Annotated in this window: 17 protein-coding genes; 13 read left to right on the top strand and 4 right to left on the bottom strand. The window is 33.4% G+C overall.

From position 1 onward, the window contains the following. Window positions 1–150: 150 nt before the first annotated feature. Entirely contained in the window at window positions 151–519 is a 369-nt protein-coding gene (locus ACFSSE_RS06560) for a DUF3127 domain-containing protein (protein WP_379042764.1), read from the bottom strand. A gap of 63 nt (window positions 520–582) precedes the next feature. Between ACFSSE_RS06560 and ACFSSE_RS06565 the strand changes: the two genes are divergently transcribed. After that, window positions 583–1,764 carry a THUMP domain-containing class I SAM-dependent RNA methyltransferase gene (locus tag ACFSSE_RS06565; RefSeq protein ID WP_379042767.1) on the top strand — a complete coding sequence of 394 codons (1,182 nt, stop codon included), beginning with the start codon at window positions 583–585 and terminating at the stop codon, window positions 1,762–1,764. Window positions 1,765–1,804: 40 nt separating this feature from the next. On the opposite strand, the gene ACFSSE_RS06570 is transcribed toward ACFSSE_RS06565, so the two are convergent. Beyond that, a complete protein-coding gene (locus ACFSSE_RS06570; RefSeq protein WP_379042770.1) occupies window positions 1,805–2,200 on the bottom strand; it encodes a thiol-disulfide oxidoreductase DCC family protein in 396 nt (131 codons plus the stop codon). Between the two features lie 356 nt (window positions 2,201–2,556). Between ACFSSE_RS06570 and polA the strand changes: the two genes are divergently transcribed. From polA to ACFSSE_RS06590, 4 genes are all read left to right on the top strand, one after another. Continuing rightward, window positions 2,557–5,370 carry a DNA polymerase I gene (gene polA, locus ACFSSE_RS06575; protein WP_379042772.1) on the top strand — a complete coding sequence of 938 codons (2,814 nt, stop codon included), beginning with the start codon at window positions 2,557–2,559 and terminating at the stop codon, window positions 5,368–5,370. A gap of 1 nt (window position 5,371) precedes the next feature. Next, a complete protein-coding gene (locus ACFSSE_RS06580) occupies window positions 5,372–6,478 on the top strand; it encodes a toxin-antitoxin system YwqK family antitoxin (protein WP_379042775.1) in 1,107 nt (368 codons plus the stop codon). A 151-nt stretch (window positions 6,479–6,629) separates the two neighbouring features. Next, window positions 6,630–8,045, top strand: a complete 1,416-nt coding sequence (locus ACFSSE_RS06585) for a glycogen synthase (RefSeq protein WP_379042778.1) — start codon at window positions 6,630–6,632, stop codon at window positions 8,043–8,045. 5 nt (window positions 8,046–8,050) lie between these two features. Further along, a complete protein-coding gene (locus ACFSSE_RS06590; RefSeq protein WP_379042781.1) occupies window positions 8,051–9,325 on the top strand; it encodes a glucose-1-phosphate adenylyltransferase in 1,275 nt (424 codons plus the stop codon). Window positions 9,326–9,467: 142 nt separating this feature from the next. Here the strand turns inward: ACFSSE_RS06590 and tsaE are convergent, their stop codons facing one another. Both tsaE and porX read right to left on the bottom strand, forming a co-directional pair. Further along, entirely contained in the window at window positions 9,468–9,887 is a 420-nt protein-coding gene (gene tsaE / locus ACFSSE_RS06595; protein WP_379042783.1) for a tRNA (adenosine(37)-N6)-threonylcarbamoyltransferase complex ATPase subunit type 1 TsaE, read from the bottom strand. 13 nt (window positions 9,888–9,900) lie between these two features. Further along, a complete protein-coding gene (porX, locus tag ACFSSE_RS06600; RefSeq protein ID WP_379042786.1) occupies window positions 9,901–11,454 on the bottom strand; it encodes a T9SS response regulator signal transducer PorX in 1,554 nt (517 codons plus the stop codon). Window positions 11,455–11,561: 107 nt separating this feature from the next. On the opposite strand from porX, the gene ACFSSE_RS06605 reads away from it, so the two are divergent. The 8 genes from ACFSSE_RS06605 (at window position 11,562) to ACFSSE_RS06640 (ending at window position 21,775) form a co-directional block, all read left to right on the top strand. Next, window positions 11,562–12,785: an HD domain-containing protein gene (locus tag ACFSSE_RS06605; protein WP_379042789.1), complete on the top strand. Its 1,224-nt coding sequence runs from the start codon at window positions 11,562–11,564 to the stop codon at window positions 12,783–12,785. Between the two features lie 57 nt (window positions 12,786–12,842). Next, window positions 12,843–13,886 (top strand): UDP-3-O-(3-hydroxymyristoyl)glucosamine N-acyltransferase, encoded by a 1,044-nt coding sequence (gene lpxD, locus ACFSSE_RS06610; protein ID WP_379042792.1) that lies wholly within the window; start codon window positions 12,843–12,845, stop codon window positions 13,884–13,886. Between the two features lie 14 nt (window positions 13,887–13,900). Next, window positions 13,901–15,307, top strand: a complete 1,407-nt coding sequence (locus ACFSSE_RS06615) for a bifunctional UDP-3-O-[3-hydroxymyristoyl] N-acetylglucosamine deacetylase/3-hydroxyacyl-ACP dehydratase (RefSeq protein ID WP_379042794.1) — start codon at window positions 13,901–13,903, stop codon at window positions 15,305–15,307. A 2-nt stretch (window positions 15,308–15,309) separates the two neighbouring features. Then, window positions 15,310–16,092 carry an acyl-ACP--UDP-N-acetylglucosamine O-acyltransferase gene (gene lpxA / locus ACFSSE_RS06620; protein ID WP_379042797.1) on the top strand — a complete coding sequence of 261 codons (783 nt, stop codon included), beginning with the start codon at window positions 15,310–15,312 and terminating at the stop codon, window positions 16,090–16,092. 8 nt (window positions 16,093–16,100) lie between these two features. After that, a complete protein-coding gene (locus tag ACFSSE_RS06625) occupies window positions 16,101–16,718 on the top strand; it encodes an ABC transporter ATP-binding protein (RefSeq protein ID WP_379042800.1) in 618 nt (205 codons plus the stop codon). Window positions 16,719–17,298: 580 nt separating this feature from the next. Next, window positions 17,299–17,541 (top strand): DUF4372 domain-containing protein, encoded by a 243-nt coding sequence (locus ACFSSE_RS06630; protein WP_379100825.1) that lies wholly within the window; start codon window positions 17,299–17,301, stop codon window positions 17,539–17,541. Window positions 17,542–18,525: 984 nt separating this feature from the next. Next, window positions 18,526–19,098, top strand: a complete 573-nt coding sequence (locus ACFSSE_RS06635; RefSeq protein ID WP_379042803.1) for a 5-formyltetrahydrofolate cyclo-ligase — start codon at window positions 18,526–18,528, stop codon at window positions 19,096–19,098. A 298-nt stretch (window positions 19,099–19,396) separates the two neighbouring features. Beyond that, window positions 19,397–21,775 (top strand): TonB-dependent receptor, encoded by a 2,379-nt coding sequence (locus ACFSSE_RS06640; protein WP_379042806.1) that lies wholly within the window; start codon window positions 19,397–19,399, stop codon window positions 21,773–21,775. The last annotated feature ends 137 nt before the right edge of the window (window positions 21,776–21,912 follow it).

Raw genomic sequence — 21,912 nt, forward strand, 5'->3', positions numbered from 1 at the left:
ATGGGTATTTGGGGGCAAACTACCAACTTTGATTATCCCTTTCAACTTTCTATTGCGTAATTTGGGATAAATCCTAAAACCAAAAAAAGCGGTCAACGTGGGATGTTGAAGCCGCTTTTTATCGCATTGTAATTAGAAAATAGGCTGTTTTTAGAATGGAAGGTCGTCTCCCTCATCTGCCGATGCTGAAATATCAACAGGCGGAGCGTAAGCCGGAGTTGCTTGGCCTGCTTCTGCAGCACCTAAGGCATTAACTTTCCATAATTGTAAGGTGTTAAAATATTGTTTTTCACCTTGTTTGTTAGTCCATTCTCTTCCTTTTAAATTGAAGAAAACCTCTACATCCTCACCAACTTTAACGTTATCCATTAAAGAAACTCTGTCTTGTATTGCTTCAAACTTTACAAATTCTGGGTATTGAGGGTTTTCTGCAAACTCTATTACTAACTCTCTTTTTCTGAAGCTGTCTGTTACATTTATAACATCAGACACGAAGTGAACTTTTCCTTTGATATCCATAATTAAAATCGTTTGAATCTGTTCCAAATCTCTAAAATTTATTTCAGTAAATTGCGCTCCTATATGAATCAAGTTTTCAACACTCCCTCAAAGGTGATCATCACCTGCAATAAATGGTTAGCAACTTACCTTGAAAAAGAGGTGCTAGAATTAGGCTTTAAACCAACCCGAGTTTTCCCAACCGGTGTTGAGCTAAATGTGAGCTTAAACGACTGTATAAAGCTGAATCTCAACCTTCGATGTGCCAGTCAGGTTTTGTACAGATTGCATGAATTTACTGCAGAAGACCATGATGAATTGCACCAAAAATTGGTGAAATTAGAGTGGGAAAAATTAATAGATTTTAGTGGATATTTTTCTGTTACGTCAAATGTGGATAACCCAACAATCACCACTCCGCTGTTTGCAAATCTTAGAGTTAAGGATGCAATTGTTGATAGAATTAAAGAAAAACACAAAATAAGACCCGATTCTGGCTCTGATTATTCAAAAGTGGTAATCCATTTATACTGGAAAAATGAGAAGGCTGAAATTTATATCGATAGCTCTGGCGAAACGTTAGCAAAACATAGCTACCGTAAAATACCAGGTAAAGCACCAATGTTAGAAGCATTAGCTGCTGGGACTATTTTTGCAACAGGCTGGGATCAACAATCTAACTTTGTAAACCCTATGTGTGGCTCTGGCACCTTAGCTATTGAGGCTGCTTTAATTGCAACCAAACGTACACCAGGTTTATTGCGTATGAATTATGGTTTTATGCATATTTTAGGCTACGATGAAGAGGTGTTTTTTGCTGAACGCAAGATTTTAAAAGATCAGATTGTTAAAAACATAGATTTTAAAATTATTGCTACAGATATTTCCGATGATGCTGTTGATATTTCTATTAAAAATGCGATGACTGCAGGTGTAGATCAAATTATTGATTTCCAAACTTGCGATTTTGCAGATACTGAGATACCGGAGGGAAGTGGTGTAGTTATGTTTAACCCAGAATATGGAGAGCGTTTAGGTCAACACTCAGACCTTGTTGCTACCTATAAACGCATGGGCGATTTTATGAAACAAAGCTGTAAAGGTTATAAAGGTTATATTTTTACAGGAAACCCAGATTTAGCAAAGAAAATTGGCTTAAAAGCATCTAAAAGAATGGAGTTTTATAATGGGAAGTTAGATTGCCGTTTGTTAGCGTATGAGTTGTATGATGGCTCTAAGAGGGAGAAACCGTTAGATACAGAATAAATAAAAAAGGGATGATTTTTTTGTAAATTATCCCTTTATTCTATAAAAACTTTGCCCTTAACTCTGGCGTTGGCACCATACATTGGTCTTTTTTACCAAACCATTTATACCTGTTTTTAGCTATGATATTATAAATGCCATCTCTTAAAAAAGCAGGTAAAATATAACCCATTTGTAGAATTTTCCACGTGAAACCTAAATGGCTACTAATTTTTATGGCTGCGCTAGATTTGGTATAAACCTTCTCATTCTCTATATAAACTATACTTTTGAAATCTTGTAAATTGGGATGGTTTTTTAATAAATCTTTAGCCACATCAGATTGTAAAGACGCAAAACGGAAATAATCTTTAGTATCAGCAGCAATAATACGTTGCACAAAGCCATCGCATAAATTGCAAACCCCGTCAAATAATATAATTCCGTGTTGTTCCATAGTTTATATAATTTTCAAAAATTATTTTATAAAATTTCTTAAGCTTGAATTTAACAACTCAACTTTGTGACCGCTGAGTTTTCAGCGTTAAAAAAACCTTTGTTGACTCTGTGAAAATCTTAGCGCCATTTGTGGTAAAGAAGGGTTAAATTCTCCCGCAGATTTCGCAAATTACCACAGATTTTTATTTATTCAACTCTGCGGTTAAAAAATCTCTTTTTCCGCTGTGCAAAACTTTTTACCCTTTGCACTAAAAAACAACCCAATCAAAAATACCCAATTATAAAATCTAAATCAACCATACAAAATATTAAATTTGAAGAAATGCCTATTTTAGGCAATCCAAAAATATAATCATGTCAAAAAAACTTTTTCTGTTAGACGGTATGGCGCTAGTTTACCGAGCACATTTTGCATTAAGTAAAAACCCGAGATTTACGTCAACAGGTATAAATACATCAGCTGTAATGGGTTTTACCAACACGCTTTTAGAGGTTTTAAAAAAAGAGAATCCTTCGCATATTGCTGTTGTATTTGATACCAACGCGCCAACGGAAAGACATATAGAGTTTGAAGCGTATAAAGCACAAAGACAAGCCATGCCCGAAGATTTATCTGCAGCGTTACCTTACGTTTTTAAATTGATAGAAGGGTTTAATATTCCTGTTTTAACATCAGATGGGTTTGAGGCTGATGATATTATTGGAACTTTAGCTAAACAGGCAGAAAAAGAGGGCTATACTGTTTATTGTATGACGCCTGACAAGGATTTTGCCCAGCTCGTTTCAGAAAATATTTATGTTTATAAGCCATCTCGTATGGGTAACGACATGGAAATAATGGGTGTGAAAGAAGTTTTAGCTAAATGGGAAATTGAGCATGTACACCAAGTAATAGATATTTTGGGCCTTTGGGGCGATGCTGTGGATAACATCCCTGGAATACCTGGAATTGGCGAAAAAACTGCCAAGAGTTTAATAAAAACTTATGGTTCTATGGAAAACATTATTGCTAACAGTCATGAATTAAAAGGTAAACAGCGAGAAAATGTAGAAGCCTATGCAGAACAAGGTTTACTCTCGAAAAAACTGGCTACTATATTACTAAATGCACCCATTCAGTTTCATGAAGAAAGTTTTAGAATTGGGCCGCCGGATAAAGAGAAATTAGAACCTCTTTTTGCCGAGTTAGAGTTTAGAACTTTAGGTAAAAGAGTATTTGGCGAAGATTTTAGCGTTTCGGAAACTAAAGGAAATAATAATGGCCAAATGGATTTATTTGGTAGCCCAACAGCACCACAAGGAATAACCAACATTAGCATTACACCGGCGCAAGCAGCAACATTTGTTGAAGGTGGTAAAAACATTGAGAACACCACACATACTTACCATTTAATTGATGATGCTGAAAAACGAGTAGAATTAGTAAAAACCTTAGCTCAACAAAAAGCAATTTGTTTTGATACTGAAACTACTGGAATTGATGCCAATAATGCAGAGTTGGTAGGTTTATCCTTTAGCTTTAATGTAGGTGAAGCTTATTACGTTCCAGTTCCAGAAAATCAGGCGGAAGCCAAAACCGTGGTACATGAGTTTGCTAATATTTTACAAAACCCAGCCATCAAAAAAATTGGGCAAAACATTAAATACGATATTTTAATACTGAAATGGTACGGCATTGAAGTAGCTGGCGATCTGTTTGATACCATGCTGGCTCATTATTTAATTGACCCAGACACTAGGCATAATATGGATGTATTGGCAGAAAATTACTTGGGTTATACGCCTGTTTCAATTACAGAATTAATTGGCAAAAAGGGCAAAAATCAAGGCACCATGCGAGATGTTGATATGGAAACGGTTAAAGAATATGCTGGTGAAGATGCGGATATAACCCTACAACTGCATGATGTTTTTGAGCCAATGCTTAAAGAGGTAAATGCAAGTAAGCTTATCGAAGAAATTGAAAATCCGCTAGTTTATGTATTAGCAGATATGGAGATTGAAGGCGTTAGAATTGATATGGAGCAATTGCAAAACTATTCTAAAGAGTTAGAAATTGAGGTAATTAGGTTAGAAAAAGCTGTTTATGAAAAAGCCGGTATAAAATTCAATTTAGCATCGCCAAAGCAATTGGGTGAAGTTTTATTTGATAAATTAAAGCTTGACGAAAAAGCTAAAAAAACTAAAACTGGGCAGTACCAAACAGGTGAAGATGTGCTTTTGGCATTAGCTCCAAAATCAGACATTGTACAAGATATTTTAGACTTTAGGCAATTGCAAAAATTAAAATCTACTTATGTAGATGCTTTGCCTCAGTTGGTTAACCCAAAAACGGGAAGAGTTCATACTTCTTACAACCAAGCCGTTGCTGCAACAGGTAGGTTAAGTTCTAACAATCCAAACCTTCAAAATATACCTATTAGAACAGCTAGAGGAAGAGAAGTAAGGAAAGCGTTTATTCCAAGAGACGAAAACCATATTTTACTTTCTGCAGATTACTCGCAGATAGAATTGCGCATTATTGCAGAAATAAGCGAAGACCCAAATATGATGGACGCTTTTGTAAAGGGCTTAGATATTCACACCGCAACAGCAGCAAAAGTTTACGGTATCGCATTAGAAGAAGTAACATCTGACCAAAGAAGAAATGCAAAGGCAGTAAACTTTGGTATCATTTATGGTCAATCTGCTTTTGGATTATCACAAACATTAGGCATCCCCCGAAAGGAAGCCGCAGAAATTATAGAAAACTATTTTGAGCAATATGCTGGCATTAAAAAGTACATGGCTGATACCATGAATTTTGCCCGTGAAAATGGATATGTAGAAACCATTATGGGACGTAGAAGGTATTTAAGAGACATCAACTCGGCAAACCAAATGGTACGTGGTTTTGCAGAACGAAACGCTATAAACGCACCCATACAAGGTTCTGCAGCTGATATGATTAAAATTGCGATGCTGAAAATCCATCAGGACATAAAAGACCAAAAGCTACAATCTAAAATGACCATGCAAGTACACGATGAGTTGGTGTTTGATGTTTTAATATCTGAAAAAGAGCAAATGAAAGAAATTATTAAAAACCGAATGCAAAATGCCATAAAAACCAAAGTGCCTTTGTTGGTAGAAGTTGGAGAGGGAATGAATTGGTTAGAAGCACATTAAAATGAAAAAATTTGCAATTATTATTGTTTTACTCATTATAGTTAAAACTTCTTTTTCGCAACTAGCAGCAGAAAACTATCTAAAAAAATCTGTTGATGGTTATGTTCATTTGTACTTTGATGAGCAATATTATTTAGCAGACCAAAACTGCGAATTCAAATATTATACCCGAGTATGCAAATACAGTCCAAGTACAAATGGATTTGATGGTTTTTTTACAGATTACTATAACAACAATACCATTGCGCTAACTGGTAATTACAAAGAAGGCAAAATGGATGGAAATTTTAAAGGTTTTTATCCAGCCGGAATTCCAAAATTTGACGCTTTTTTTGATGATGACCAACCTTTTGGTACATGGTCTTTTTATTATCCTAGTGGGGAAATTTGGTTAAAAATTCAATTTGTAAATAACATTGCTCAAATTAAAGATTTTTGGAATGTGTATGGAGTGCAAAAGGTTGTTAACGGAAAAGGCAAATATGGTTTTACCCAAGAAGTATTAAATTTTAACGAGTTTGGTTACAATGGAATAAATTTTAATGGACGCATTAATAATGGTGTGCCAGTTGGTAATTGGTTAACTAACATTGTGTTTCCAAATAAATCTATAGATTTTATAGGCAATGAGTATTATAAAAAGGGTGTATTTATAAGCTCTAACTATATATATCCTGCGGGTGTTTCTAAAAAAGAATCGCTTTTGCAGCTTTATCCTAGCTTTAATTTCTACAATACAAAAAAATTAACCTACAAAAATTGTACAATAGACGATAATCAAGGATATAACTTTTATTTACAGGAGTACTTAAATAATAACTTGCCTTTATTTTGGGAACAAGCAAATTCGCCGAAAGCTTCATTTAAGGTAGCTGTGGTAATAGATAGCACCGGAAAATCTTTAGAAGTAAGCTTAATAGATAGTATTGCACCAATTCAAAGCCAATTAATAAAGCAAGCTTTGCAAGATGTAAATTATTGGATTCCATCTTTTATAAGAGGGAAAACGATTAAAGACACTGTTTTAATCACAATTTCTCCTGTAGAAATAGATAATCAAAGAAAAACATTTGCTTATCCAATCATCATAAGAAACAAAGAAGATTAAAACATAAAACAGTTTCGCTTATTTTTATTAAATAATTTCACAAAATATACTCATTATTTGCAAAGTTTATAATTTTCGCATTAAATCAACTTTATTTTTTGCGAGCCTTGAAATTTGCAAAAGATAATACTAATTTAAAGCACACAAAATAATGATGAACGTTTTACATTTAAGTGCAGAATGCTATCCGGTTGCTAAAGCAGGTGGTTTAGGAGATGTTGTTGGTGCACTTCCAAAATATCAGGTTGGTTTAGGTTTAAATGCAATGGTTGTAATGCCTTATTATGAGCGAAAATTTGTAACCACACATAGCTTTGAAACCGTTTTTGAAAGTTCTTCAAAGTTAGGTTTTAGAAGTTTCGATTTTCAAATCTTAAAAGAAACTAATAATATTTTGGGTTTTGAATTGTATTTGGTTAAAATACCCGAATTATTAGATAGACCAGAAATTTACTCTTACCCAGATGAAACCGAACAATTTGTTGCTTTTCAAATTGCTGTTTTAGAATGGATTGTTGCTTCAAATAAACAAATTGATGTTTTTCACTGTCATGATCATCATACTGGCTTAGTTCCTTATTTAATACAACATTCTGGCAAATTTAATAGTTTAGCAAAAACGCCATCTGTTTTTACCATACATAATGGGCAATACCAAGGATGGATGAGTTGGGAGAAGTTTTATTACTTACCTGAGGTTGAGGCTTCTACTGGTGGTTTATTAGAATGGAAAGATTGCATAAATCCTTTAGCAGCGGCTATTAAATGCTGTTGGAAATATACCACCGTATCTCCAAGTTATTTATTAGAGCTTAACTATAACTCAAACGGTTTAGAGTTTTTATTTGAATTAGAAGGGCAAAAAGGTGTTGGTATTTTAAACGGTATTGATGTTGAGGTTTGGAACCCTAAAACCGACCCAATGCTTAACCATAATTATCAGCTAAGCACTGTTAAAAGCGGGAAAGAAAAAAACAAAAAAGACCTTTGTACCGAGTTTGGATTAGACCCTAATTTGCCTTTGTTTACTTTTATTGGAAGGTTAGTAGTAGAAAAAGGAGCCGAAATGTTGGCCGAACTAATTAAGGAAATTTTTCTACGGAACCAAGGACAAGTATGTTTTATGCTGCTAGGATCTGGTGATAAGCAAATTGAAAACGATTTGAAAGAAATACAGTCATACCTTACTAATTATAATTGTTATATTGGGTATGACGAGACTTTGTCGCATAAAATATACGCTAGTGCAGATTTTATTTTCATGCCATCAAGGGTTGAACCGTGTGGTTTAAACCAATTATATGCCTTACGTTACGGTACTGTCCCAATTGTAAGATCAACTGGAGGTTTAAAAGATTCTGTTATAGATATTATCGAAAGAGAAGGTTATGGTATCAGATTTGATAACTTAGATATATATGAAATGATACATGCTGTAGAAAGAGGCTTAAATTTGTATCAAGACGTTAAAAAATTAAACCAGGTTCGCAAAAACATGATGAGTTTAGATTTTTCTTGGACCAAATCTGCCGAAGAATATTATACACTATATAAAAGCTTAATTTAAATTATATGTTAGAAAATAAAGTTATCTCCATTATTCTTGGCGGCGGTCAAGGCTCTAGGCTTTCACCACTAACGGCTACCCGTTCTAAACCAGCAGTTCCAATTGCTGGCAAGTACCGTTTAGTAGATATTCCAATTTCAAATTGTTTAAATTCGGGTTTAAGACGAATGTTTGTATTAACACAATTTAATTCAGCGTCTTTAAACAAACACATAAAGAACACCTATAATTTTAGCTTTTTCACAAATGCATTTGTTGATATTTTAGCTGCAGAACAAACACCAGGCAACGAAGGTTGGTACCAAGGAACTGCAGACGCTGTACGTCAAAGTTTACACCATTTAAAACAGCATGAGTGCGAATATATTTTAATACTTTCAGGTGATCAGCTATATCAGATGGATTTTAGCGAGATGATTAAAAACCATATAGATAAAGGAGCTGAAATTACGATAGCCACAATCCCTTGTAACGCAAAAGACGGGACGAGTTTTGGGATCTTAAAAGCCGATGCAGACTTATCCATCACTTCATTTATTGAGAAGCCAAATTCAGAGAAAATTATTGGATGGGAATCTGAAGTTGGCCCAGAAATGGAAGCACAAGGCAGAGTTTACTTAGCCTCAATGGGTATTTACCTTTTTAATAAAGATGTGTTAATTAACATGCTAGAAGGTAATGAACGCCACGATTTTGGTAAACAAATAATACCAGACGCTGTTGGCGTTAATAAAATTATTAGTTACCAATACGAAGGTTACTGGACAGATATTGGAAATATAGATTCTTTTTTTGAAGCCAATTTGGGTTTAACGGATGATGTACCACAATTTAATTTATTTTCTAAACACCCCATATATTCTAGGGCTAGAATGTTACCTCCAAGTAAGTTTAAAGGTACAAAATTAGACAGTGTAATTATTGCAGATGGCTGTATTATTAATGCCGATGAAATAACACGTTCTGTTATTGGAATTAGAAGCAGAATTGGAAGAGGCACAAAAATTAGTAACTGTTATGTAATGGGTTGCGATTTTTATCAAACAATAGATGAGATATCTGGTATATCAAAAAGTGATAGACCAATTACTGGTATTGGAGATAATTGTGTGATAGATACTGCAATTTTAGATAAAAATTGTTTTATTGGAAATAACGTAATTATCAAAGGTGGCTCGCACTTACCAGATTCGGATTGCGCTACACACACCATAAAAGAAGGTATTATAGTGGTTAAGAAAAATGCTGTTATACCAGATGGTGCTGTTATTGGCGGGTAATATATTTTATATTCTTAATAAAATGGACGTTATTTTTACGTCCATTTTACATTATAAATTTAACCTTCCCTTAAATAATATCATGAAAAAACAATGCTTCATTTCGTGTTAATCAAAATTATTCATTGTTAAATAAGCCACTCTATCCAACCTTGGTTAACTCAACCATCCTTCTATTCTTATCCAAAACCATTAACCGCACTTCAACAAAGCTTTCTGGCCATAAATCTGCTATTTTCTCGGGCCATTCAATAAAACAGTAATTACCCGAATAAAAATAATCTTCGTAACCTAAATCAAATGCTTCACTCTGGTTTTTTAACCTGTAAAAATCAAAATGATATATGGAACCATCATTTAATTCATACTCATTTACAATAGAAAATGTAGGACTTGATGTATGATCTTTAGTGCCTAAAGCTGTACATATACTATTTATTAAAGTTGTTTTACCGGCTCCCATTTCGCCGTAAAACATAAATATCTTCTCTTGTTTGGCATATTCTAAAATTTTCTTTGCTAAAAATTCTAATTCTTCAATACCGTTAACCTCTAATTTCATTTAATAAAGCTAGCTATTTGTTTTTATAGGTAACAAACGGAATTATAATTTCTTCCATAGAAATGCCCCCATGCTGAAAAGTTTCATTAAAATAATTCACAAACTGGTTATAATTATTTTGGTAAACAAAATAGCTGTCCTCTTTAGCAAAAATATAACTAGAGCTTACATGTAATTTAGGCAGCATGGCATCCGCTGGATTTTTTACTAAAAACACCTCTTTACTATTGTAATTTAGGTTTTTACCTTGCTTGTACCTTAGGTTAGAATTTGTATTTCTATCACCAATAACTTTACTTGCCTTTTTAACTCTAATTGTACCATGGTCGGTAGTAATTACCAAGCGTACTTTTTTCTGAGAAAGTCTTTTTATTAAATCCAATAAAGGCGAGTGCTCAAACCAAGATAAAGTAATAGAACGGTAAGCAGCATCGTCATTTGCTAATTCTTTAATCATTTGCATATCAGTACGGGCGTGTGAAAGCATATCTACAAAATTGTAAACTATCGCATTCAAATCGTTTCCCATTAAACTGTGCAAAGTCTCATTCAAATCTTTTCCCTGGTCTTGATTTAGAATTTTATGATAGGAGAATTTAGCATCCTTTTTAATAGATCTTTTAATATTATCTTCTAAAAATTTTTCTTCAAATAAGTTTTTACCACCCTCGTCCTCATCATTTTGCCACATTTCTGGGAAACGTTTTTCCATATCTGAGGGCATTAAGCCAGCAAAAATAGCGTTTCTTGCATATTGAGTTGCAGTAGGCAAAATACTGTAATAAGTTTCTTCTTCGTCTAGCCTAAAATATTCACCAATTATAGGGTTAATAATTTTCCACTGGTCATACCTTAAATTATCAATTAAAATAAAGAAAGTAGGAATTTGCTCACTTAAATTTGGAAATATTTTCTTTTTAAAAAGTTGGTGAGAAAGCATTGGCGCTTTGTCTTGGTTTTTTATCCAATCCAAATAATTTCTCTCAATAAATTTAGAAAACTGGGCGTTTGCCTCTGCTTTTTGCATAGTTAATATTTCATGCATTCCAGCGTCATCTAATTTTTCAAGTTCAAGTTCCCAAAAAATCAATTTTTTATAAACATCAACCCACTCTTTGTAATCTAAATTATCATTCAAAATCATCCCAAGATTTCTAAAATCTTGTTGGTAAGCCATAGAAGTTTTTTCGCTAACTAAACGTTTATTATCTATTAACTTTTTTATAGTTAACAAAATTTGTTTTGGGTTTACAGGTTTAATTAGGTAATCGTCAATTTTAAAACCAATAGCGTCTTCCATTAAATACTCCTCCTCACTTTTGGTTATCATTACCACCGGCACTTCTGGGTTAATGGTTTTAATCTGAGTTAAAGTTTCTAATCCGGTTAAACCGGGCATATTTTCATCTAAAAAAACAATATCAAAATCTTTGGTTTTAAAAATATCGAGTGCATCACGACCATTTGTTGCAGTGTCAATTTGATATCCTTTTTCAGTTAAGAAAAGAATATGAGGTTTTAAAAGGTCAATTTCATCATCGGCCCAAAGTATATTTGCTAATTGCATATATTTTCTATTTATATAAATGATTATCTTGAGAAAATCTCAATATTTGCAGAGATTTTACTCGGCTCATAAAATTAACAATTTTTGTGCCTTATAATAGTTTTCATTTGAATAAGAACAAAATAATCAACGATCCGGTTTATGGTTTTATCAGTATTAAGAGCCCCTTAATTTTTGATTTAATAGAACACCCTTACTTTCAGCGATTAAGATATATTAAGCAGTTAGGGATGACACACCTTGTTTACCCTGGCGCTTTACATACCCGTTTTCATCATGCTTTAGGTGCTATGCATTTAATGCAACTAGCTATAGAACACTTAATTAGTAAAGGACATGAAGTTACAGAAGAGGAAACCGAAGCCGCTTGTATAGCGATTTTACTACATGATATTGGGCATGGGCCTTTCTCTCATGCACTAGAACACACTTTAGTAAATGGCGTTTCACATGAAACAATTAGCCGCTTATTAATGGCTAATTTAAATGTAGAATTTGGAGGTAAGCTAGATTCGGCTTTAACAATTTTTAACAATCAGTACAACAAGCCTTTTTTGTACCAGTTAATATCCGGACAGTTAGATTTAGACCGTTTAGATTATTTAAACAGAGATAGTTTTTTTAGCGGAGTAACCGAAGGCATGGTAAGCTCTGATAGAATTATAAAATTACTAAATATTAAAAATGGTAATTTAGTAGTTGAAGAAAAGGGAATATACTCCGTAGAAAAATTTTTAATAGCTCGTAGGTTAATGTACTGGCAGGTTTATCTACATAAAACCGTTATTGCTGCTGAACAATTATTGGTTAAAATTTTAGAACGAGCAAGAGAATTAGCACTAAAGGGAGAAGAACTATTTGCAACTCCGGCTTTAAAACATTTTCTTTATAATAATATAACCGAAGATACTTTTTTAACCAACAGAGAAAACCTTTATAATTTTTCTTTATTAGACGATCATGATGTAATGGCATCAGTAAAAGTTTGGCAAAAGCATCAAGATTTTATTTTGAAAACACTTTGTAGCAATTTAATTAACAGAAATTTATATAAAGTAGAAATAACAATTGCTAAAACGGATAAAATAAAATTTGACCAATTAAAGGAAAAAGCGCTGCAAAACTTGAATATTAGCAATAAAGATATTCACTATTTTGTATTTAAAAGCAGCATAAATAATATGGCCTATAGAACGGGAAACAGCAGTATTAACGTATTGATGAAGGATGGAAGCTTGCAAGACATTGCAACTGCATCTGATAATTCTAACTTAGAGGCTTTATCAAAAACAGTAACCAAAAGTATTTTGTGTTACACTAAATTTGTATAATAAGTTGTTATTAAAATAACAATTTGTTCATTTGATAATATCAGTTAATTTTGGAGCATGCAATTTACGGCAAAAGAGATTAGCTTATTACTAAACGGTAGCTTAGAAGGCAACCCAGAAGTAAAAGTTTTTCAGTTAGCAAAAATAGAGGAAGCACAAGAAGGGGCACTGTCTTTTCTTGCAAACCCAAAGTATGAACCCTTTATTTATACAACTAATGCCTCGGTAGTAATTGTAAATGAAGATTTGGTTTTAGATAAACCAATTACAGCAACCTTAATTAGGGTTAAAAATGCTTATAGTAGTTTTTCTGTATTGTTAGAAAAGTACAACAGCATTAAACTATATAAAAGTGGTATTGAACAACCAAGTTTTATAGATCCTACCGCTAAAATTGGTAAAGATGTTTATATAGGGGCTTTTGCTTACATAGGTGTAGGTGCAAGTGTTGGTGATAATACCAAAATATACCCTCATTGTTATATTGGCGATGATGTTAAAATTGGAAACAACTCTTCCATACAATCTGGTGTAAAAATTTACCACGATTGTATCATTGGAAACAATGTTAACATACATGCTAACACAGTAATTGGCAGCGATGGTTTCGGTTTTGCGCCACAGACAGATGGCTCTTTTTCAAAAGTGAGCCAAATAGGTAATGTAATTGTTGAAGATAATGTAGAAATAGGGGCTAATACTTGTATTGATAGAGCAACTATGGGTTCTACAATTATTAAAAAAGGAGTTAAGCTTGATAATTTAATTCAAATTGCACACAATGCAGAAATTGGAGAAAATACGGTAATAGCATCTCAAACTGGGATATCTGGTAGTGCAAAAATAGGCGAAAGCTGTATTGTTGGCGGGCAAGTTGGTATTGTAGGGCATATTACATTAGCAAAAGGCACACAAATACAAGCTAAATCAGGCATCAATAAATCTATTGAGCAAGAAGGAAAAAAATGGGGTGGTGCACCAGCAACAACTTTTAACAACTATATGCGGTCTCAGGTGGTTATTCAAAGACTGCCCGATATGGAGAAAAAAATAGAGGAATTACAAAAAGCATTGGAGAAGCTACAATCTAAATCTTCTTAAATTTATTTTAGAAAATGAATCTTAGGCAAAGAACAATTAAATCAGAAATTAGTGTAAATGGAGTTGGTTTACATACTGGCGCAAAAGTAACCTTAACTTTTAAACCAGCACCAGAAAACCACGGGTATAAGTTTAAAAGGATTGATTTACCAGGAGAACCTGTTATTGATGCCGATGTTGACAATGTTTCTGACACATCAAGAAGTACAACTTTAACTGCAAATGGCGCAAGCGTGAGCACTACAGAACATGTTTTAGCAGCTTTAGTAGGTTGCGAAGTTGATAACGTGATGATTGAGCTTGACGGCATTGAAGTGCCTATTTTGGATGGTAGCGCAATAGAGTTTGTTAACGCTTTAGAGTCGGTTGGTTTTAAAGAACAAGCTGCCGAAAGAGAATATTATCAAATTCCGCACAACATCCATTATTCTGAAGACGATAGAAAAGTAGAAATGGTAATTATGCCTTTAGACGAATATCGTTTAACTTGTATGGTAGATTATAATTCTCCTGTTTTAGGAAGTCAGCACTCTACTATTTCTAACATTGCAGAATTTAAAGATGAAATAGCATCATGTAGAACATTTGTTTTTTTACATGAGCTAGAAATGCTTTTAAAACATAACCTAATTAAAGGTGGCGATATTAATAACGCAATTGTTATTGTTGACCATGATATTAGTGACGATGAAATGAAAGAGCTTGCAAAAGCGTTTAACAGAGATGATATAAAAGTTGCTAGAGAAGGTATTTTAAACAATATAGAATTACGTTACCAAAACGAACCTGCCAGACATAAATTATTAGATATAATTGGCGATTTGGCTTTGATAGGCGTTCCGCTTAAAGGTCATGTAATGGCCGCAAGACCAGGACATGCCGCTAATGTTGCTTTTGCGAAAAAGATAAAAGCTGCCATTAAAAAAGACAGAAAGAAAAAAGTACAACACCTTTACGACCCAACGGTAAAACCTTTATATGATATTGTTGATATCATGAATATTTTGCCCCATCGTCAGCCTTTTTTATTCATCGATAAAATACTAGAATTAACCAAAACCTATGTAGTAGGCGTTAAAAACGTAACTATGAATGAAGAGTATTTTAAGGGTCATTTTCCTGGTGCACCTGTAATGCCTGGCGTTATACAAATTGAAGCTATGGCACAAGTGGGTGGCGTTTTGGTATTAAGTACTGTACCAGATCCAAGCAATTATCTTACTTATTTTTTAAAAATTGATAAAGTGAGATTTAGAGCACAAGTTTTGCCGGGAGATACCATTATATTTAGATGCGATTTAATGGAGCCAATTAGAAGAGGAATTGCGCAAATGAAGGGCGTTGGAATGGTGGGAGATAAAGTGGTGATGGAAGCAGAAATGATGGCGCAAATAGCAAGACACGAAAAAACCGAAAACTAATAATGATACAACCCTTAGCTTATATACACCCGCAGGCAAAAATTGCAAATAGTGTAGTTATAGATCCTTTTGCCGTAATACATAAAGATGTTGAAATTGGAGAAGGCACATGGATAGGTTCTAATGTAACCATTATGGACGGTGCCAGAATTGGAAAAAATTGTAAAATTTTCCCTGGTGCGGTAATTTCTGCTATTCCACAAGATTTAAAATACGCTGGTGAAGAAACAACTGTTGTTATTGGTGACAATACCACTATTAGAGAGTATGTAACCATAAACCGTGGCACAAATGATAGGTGGGAAACTAAGATTGGCAGCAACTGCTTATTAATGGCTTATTGCCACGTAGCACATGATTGCGAGGTAGGAAATAATTGTATTTTCTCTAACAACACCACTTTAGCAGGCCATATTACCATCGGAGATTATGTTGTACTAGCGGGTATGGTTGCCATCCACCAATTTTGCAAAGTTGGATCTTATGCTTTTGTTACTGGAGGTTCATTGGTACGTAAAGACATTCCTCCTTATGTAAAAGTTGCCCGCGAACCACTTTCTTATACAGGTATAAACTCTGTTGGTTTACGCAGAAGGGGGTTTTCACCAGAAAAAATAAATGAAATTCAAGAAATATATAGGGTATTATTTGTGAAGCATAACAATGTAACCAAAGCTTTAGATATTATTGAAGCCGAATTTAAACCTACAGAAGAAAGAGACGAAATTATCAACTTCATTAGAAATTCTAATAGAGGAGTAATGAAGAGTTTCGGAAATTCTTAATTTCCTGAATGAAAATTACCTTAGCTAAAATTGGCAGAAGATTTAACAGAGAATGGATATTCAAAAACATTGATTATACATTTGAGAAAGGTAAATCTTATGCCATTTTAGGTATTAATGGCTCTGGTAAATCAACTTTACTACAAGTTATTTCTGGTTCATTAAGTCAATCTACAGGCGAAATCAATTATATTTTAGATGATAAAAATATAGAGACAGATGCTGTTTTTAACTATTTAGCCTTATCTGCACCTTATTTAGAATTAATTGAAGAATTTACTTTAACCGAAGTATTAAGCTTTCATTTCGAATTTAAAAAGCGTTTAAATAGCATTAACAATCAAGAGTTAATTGCACTGCTTAACATGGAAAGTAGTAAAAATAAACAGATTAAGTATTTCTCATCAGGCATGAAGCAGCGTGTTAAATTAGCACTAGCCTTTTGCTCTGATACACCCATTTTATTGTTAGACGAACCTACTTCTAACCTTGATGAAGAAGGAATTGCTTGGTACCATTCATTAGTATCAAAATTCACAAATAATAGATTGGTGATTGTTTGCTCTAACCAAGCTCATGAGTATAGTTTTTGCCAAGAGCAAATTCGTATTTCTGATTTTAAATAAATCTAAATTATAATCCTCAAATTATTATAGCTTTAACACTAACCATAAGTAAACGAGTGAGCGAATTTTTAGAAAATTAGATTATTCAATAGGCATATCAAATCTACCTTCAATTACTTAAGGTGCGGTGTTATCAGCGCACCACCTATATTTTCCATGTAATAAGTAAGCAAAGGATTAGGAATATTCAGTAAATAATGCTGAGCAGAAGAGTACAGATATTCTTCGGGAAATGTACATAAGTTTTCCTTAGTTGGATTATAATGGATTTAATCGAGTTTTTGTTCAAACACATCACGTGAAAGCATTGTTGCATTTTAGGGTCTTTCACTTGTGGTCGGTGTTATCACGCACCACCTAGGTGTTCCATGTAATGAGTAAGCAAAGGATAAGGAATAAACTATATTCATTACTATCTGCGTATGGTTGGGATAAATGAGCAGTGGTTGCCAATTGAGTCAAGTTGCTGTAAAAAATCTATCCTTGGATCATAACTGTCCGAACAAATAATATACAAAAAAGGCCTGTATAATTCTAATTTTGAGTTGCGAAACCAAAAAAAAGAAAAAATACGGGCCTGATGACAAAAGTACAAAAGAAAGTAATACAATCATTAATAAAGCAATCGGGTAAAAATTCGGACAGTCCATTGTTCGGTCAAATCATAAAATTAATTCCCCGCCATCTTATCATCAAGTGTGTGGATATCTATAAAGCGGATAAACACTGTTCGGCTTATAAAACGTATGACCAACTGGTGTCCCTTTTTCACTTGTGGTCGGTGTTATCACCGCACCACCTATATGTTCCGTATAATGATTAAGCAAAGGATTAGGAATAAACTATTCATTACTATCTGCGTATGGTTGGGATAAATGAGCAGTGGTTGCCAATTGAGTCAAGTTGCTGTAAAAAATTCTATCCCTGAATAGATGAATCAAATATAAGAGAAAAGAAACTAATTTAATGTGGATTAATTGGTAGGATGAAAGATCGTAAATAGTGGTTGGTGATAGCACCAACCACAAGTAAATATTCAGTAAATAATACTGAGCAGAAGAGTACAGATATTCTTCGGGAAATGTACATAAGTTTTCCTTAGTTGGATTATTTCACTTGTGGTCGGTGTTGTCACCGGACCACCTACATGTTCCATTTAATGAGTAAGCAAAGGATTTCACTTGTGGTCGGTGTTATCACCGCACCACCTATATGTTCCGTATAATGATTAAGCAAAGGACTAGGAATAAACTATTCATAACCATCTGAGTATGGTTGGGATAAATGAGCAGTGGTTGCCAATTGAGTCAAGTAGCTGTAAAAAATCCATCCCTGAATAGATGAATCAAATATAAGAGAAAAGAAACTAATTTAATGTGGATTAATTGGTAGGATGAAAGATCGTGAATAGTGGTTGGTGATAACACCAACCACAAGTAACTTTCATATTATCAAAGCTTTAACAACCGTAAAAAGTGTTTTACATAACATTTACGTTACATTTTATAATTATTAGCTTTCAAAACAAAATAATCCTATTTTTATGTAAATAATTATTTTAAGAAGTATTTGCAAAGATCAATAATATTCATACCTTTGCACTCCCAAAACAGGGGTATAAATATTGGTTATTTGCTAATTTAATCACTGTTTTTTAAAAAAGATTAAGATTTTTTTCATATAAGTTTAGGTTTAGGTTGATAAAACGGTTTCAATTTCGCAAGAGATAGGAACCGTTTGTTTTTTTAAGCCTTTTTACAAAGCTAGCCACATCTTCTTTTTATATTTGCCTTTAAACAAATCAAACTTGGATAAACTAAGCATCAGAAATAAAGCAATTGCGGAAAGAAATTCATTATCAAGAGCTAATTTTTGGCAACTTAATGATGATTTATTGCGGCAATTTACTGCTTTTAATTGGTCGGAGATTAAATGTGTACATCTATTTTTACCTATAACAGAGCGTAAAGAGGTAGATACTTTTGAATTTATCAATTTTTTTAAAATCAAATTTTCTAATATAAAGTTGGTTGTCTCTCGTACAGATTTTAAAAACAACATAATTATCCCAATTATCTTCGATCCTGAAAATACAGTGTTAGTTAAAAATAAATATCAAATTCCGGAACCATTGTACGGCAAGCAAATTAACGGACAGGAAATTGACGCTGTGATAGTTCCGTTATTAGCTTTTGACAAAGAAGGACACAGAGTGGGTTATGGAGCAGGATTTTATGATCGCTTTTTAGCACAATGCAAACCAGCAGTTTTAAAAATTGGAGTATCTTTATTTGATCCTATAGAAAGCATTATTGAAACCAACACACATGATGTTAAATTAACTCACTGCATTACACCAACACAAACTTTTTCTTTTTAATTTTTAAAATAAATATAAAAACTATATTTGCGCCATCAATAAGGGGTGCCTTGTTTGTGTAAACAGTTTTAAATAGCTGCACAAATGCAAAACCAGGCTGAGAACATACCCATTGAAAGGTTAAAAGTGAATGGCATAAGGTGAAAGGTTTAAAACCCTAAACCTCATATCTCAAACCTTAAATCTTTCATGCACCTGATTCGGATAATGCCGACGTAGGGACAAAAGGTAGAAGTTAATTTATTTTGTAAACAGTGTAACCCCTATGCTGTTTCGTTAACTTAAAAAATTTTAAAAATTGAAAAAAATCTTCTTAACAATTGTTTTAGGCGCACTTTTGCCTTCAATTTTGTTTGCACAATTTACTTTACAAGGTAAAGTAAGCAACCAACAAACCCAACAAGAGCTTGCTGGCGCAACATTAAATTTAATTGGTAATTATACCGTTCAATCATCTATTAATGGTAATTATAGTTTCAAAAATTTAAAGGCTGGTAATTATGTTTTAGCAGTAAGCTACATCGGTTTTCAAACAAAAACTATTAAAATTAACCTAATAGCTAACCAAGTAGAAAACATCAGCCTAAGCAAAAGTTCATTTATTGCTAATGAGGTGGTAGTAAATGCAACAAGGGCTTCAGAAAACTCTGCAACTACTTTTAAAAACCTCTCTAAAAAAGACATTGAGAAAAACAATTTTGGGCAAGATTTACCTTATTTGTTAGATCAAACTCCCGGAGTAGTTACATTTTCTGATGCTGGTGCCGGTGTGGGTTACACAGGTTTAAGAATTAGAGGTTCGGATGCAACAAGAGTAAACGTAACTATTAACGGCATTCCTTATAACGATACCGAAAGCCAAGGAACATTTTGGGTTAACTTACCCGATTTTGCTTCGTCTGTAGATAATATTCAAATACAACGTGGTGTTGGCACATCAACTAATGGCGCCGGTGCTTTTGGTGGTAGTTTAAACATCCAAACCGGAACGCTTAAAGATTCTGCTTACTTGGAATTAAACAATACTGCTGGTTCTTACAACACGCTAAAAAACACACTAAACATAGGTACAGGTTTGCTAAATGGTAAATTTAGTTTTGATGGGCGTTTATCAAGAATTGTTTCTGATGGTTATATAGACAGCGCATCATCTGATTTAAAATCTTATTTTATGTCTGGCGCTTATTACGGTAAAACAAGTTTGTTGAGATTAAATGTATTTTCTGGACAAGAGAAAACTTACCAAGCTTGGAATGGTGTTGCGGAAGCTGATTTAGCAAACAATAGAAGATCTAACGTTTTTACTTATGATAACCAAACAGATAATTACCAACAAGACCATTATCAGTTATTGTATTCAAAAAGTTTTAGTCCAAAATTATCTGCTAATGCTGCTTTACATTACACCAGAGGAAAAGGTTATTATGAAGAGCTAAAAGAAGGCGAAGACTTTGCCAGTTATGGTTTAGATTCCTTATTTATAGGAACTGATACAATTGCAAGTACAGATTTAATTCGTCGCCGATGGTTAAAAAATGATTTTTATGGCGCAACTTATTCATTACGCTTTCAGCCTGATAATAAAACAGATTTTACATTAGGTGGCGCCTATAATGAATATGATGGAGACCATTTTGGCGAGGTTATTTGGGCACAATTTGCATCGCAAAGTAAAATAAGACAGCGTTATTATTTTGATAATGGCTTTAAAACTGATTTTAATATTTACGCTAAAGCAAGCAGGCAATTTAACAACTTAGCTTTATTTGCAGATTTGCAGTACAGAAATGTAAATTATACTTTTTTAGGATTTGACCGCAACTTAAACAATGTAGAACAAGCAGCCAACCTAAACTTTTTTAATCCCAAAATTGGCTTTACCTATAGTTTAAATGAGCAGAGTAATTTTTATGCTTCGTACTCTGTTGCTAACAAAGAACCTAATAGAAACGATTTTACAGAATCTTCGCCTGACAGCAGACCAAAATCAGAACGTTTAAAGAATGTGGAAGCTGGTTATAGAATAAGAAACCAATGGGTTAATGCTGGTGCAAATATTTATTTAATGAACTATAAAGACCAATTGGTTTTAACAGGACAGATAAATGACGTTGGCGCTTATGTAAGATCAAATGTTGAGGATAGTTTTAGAAACGGTATCGAGGTTGATGCATCATTTGTAGTTACCCCTAAATTAACATTGGCGGTAACAAGTGCATTTAGCCAAAATAAGGTAAAAAACTTTGTTGAGTTTTTAGATGAGTATGATGTAAATTTTGATCCAATTGGCCAGTCGAGTAATACTTATACTAAAACAGATATTGCATTTTCTCCAAATTATGTAGGTTCTAGCACAATAGCTTACAAACCTGCTAAACAATTTGAAATTGCATTAATTTCTAAATATGTAAGTAAGCAGTTTTTAGACAATACATCAAACAACAACCGCAAGTTAGATGCCTTTTTTGTAAATAACTTAAGGTTAAATTACGATGTAAAATTAAAGGGAGTTAAATCTTTAGGGATTGGATTGTTGGCTAACAACATTTTCAACGAATTATACGAAAGTAATGGTTATACTTTTAGTTATGTATATGATGGTGCATTAACAACAGAAAATTTTTACTACCCACAGGCAGAAACTAATTTCTTGTTTTCAGTAAATGTGAAGTTTTAAAATTTATCAAATATTAACAAACCCTTCTTTATTAAAATATTGAAGGGTTTTTTTGTGGGTGTAATTTTATTTTAACCCGGATTACGCAATAGGGATTAAAGCGAAATAATATTATACAAAAAAGCTATGAGACACGG

Origin of the sequence: Pedobacter alpinus (assembly GCF_042684645.1) — a bacterium.
Classification (GTDB): Bacteria; Bacteroidota; Bacteroidia; order Sphingobacteriales; family Sphingobacteriaceae; genus Pseudopedobacter; species Pseudopedobacter alpinus.

Coding starts and splice junctions, on each gene's coding strand:
- ACFSSE_RS06560 (WP_379042764.1), bottom strand. CDS start 519: ATGGATATCAAAGGAAAAGTTCACTTCGTGTCTGATGTTATAAATGTA.
- ACFSSE_RS06565 (WP_379042767.1), top strand. CDS start 583: ATGAATCAAGTTTTCAACACTCCCTCAAAGGTGATCATCACCTGCAAT.
- ACFSSE_RS06570 (WP_379042770.1), bottom strand. CDS start 2,200: ATGGAACAACACGGAATTATATTATTTGACGGGGTTTGCAATTTATGC.
- polA (WP_379042772.1), top strand. CDS start 2,557: ATGTCAAAAAAACTTTTTCTGTTAGACGGTATGGCGCTAGTTTACCGA.
- ACFSSE_RS06580 (WP_379042775.1), top strand. CDS start 5,372: ATGAAAAAATTTGCAATTATTATTGTTTTACTCATTATAGTTAAAACT.
- ACFSSE_RS06585 (WP_379042778.1), top strand. CDS start 6,630: ATGATGAACGTTTTACATTTAAGTGCAGAATGCTATCCGGTTGCTAAA.
- ACFSSE_RS06590 (WP_379042781.1), top strand. CDS start 8,051: ATGTTAGAAAATAAAGTTATCTCCATTATTCTTGGCGGCGGTCAAGGC.
- tsaE (WP_379042783.1), bottom strand. CDS start 9,887: ATGAAATTAGAGGTTAACGGTATTGAAGAATTAGAATTTTTAGCAAAG.
- porX (WP_379042786.1), bottom strand. CDS start 11,454: ATGCAATTAGCAAATATACTTTGGGCCGATGATGAAATTGACCTTTTA.
- lpxD (WP_379042792.1), top strand. CDS start 12,843: ATGCAATTTACGGCAAAAGAGATTAGCTTATTACTAAACGGTAGCTTA.
- ACFSSE_RS06615 (WP_379042794.1), top strand. CDS start 13,901: ATGAATCTTAGGCAAAGAACAATTAAATCAGAAATTAGTGTAAATGGA.
- lpxA (WP_379042797.1), top strand. CDS start 15,310: ATGATACAACCCTTAGCTTATATACACCCGCAGGCAAAAATTGCAAAT.
- ACFSSE_RS06625 (WP_379042800.1), top strand. CDS start 16,101: ATGAAAATTACCTTAGCTAAAATTGGCAGAAGATTTAACAGAGAATGG.
- ACFSSE_RS06630 (WP_379100825.1), top strand. CDS start 17,299: ATGACAAAAGTACAAAAGAAAGTAATACAATCATTAATAAAGCAATCG.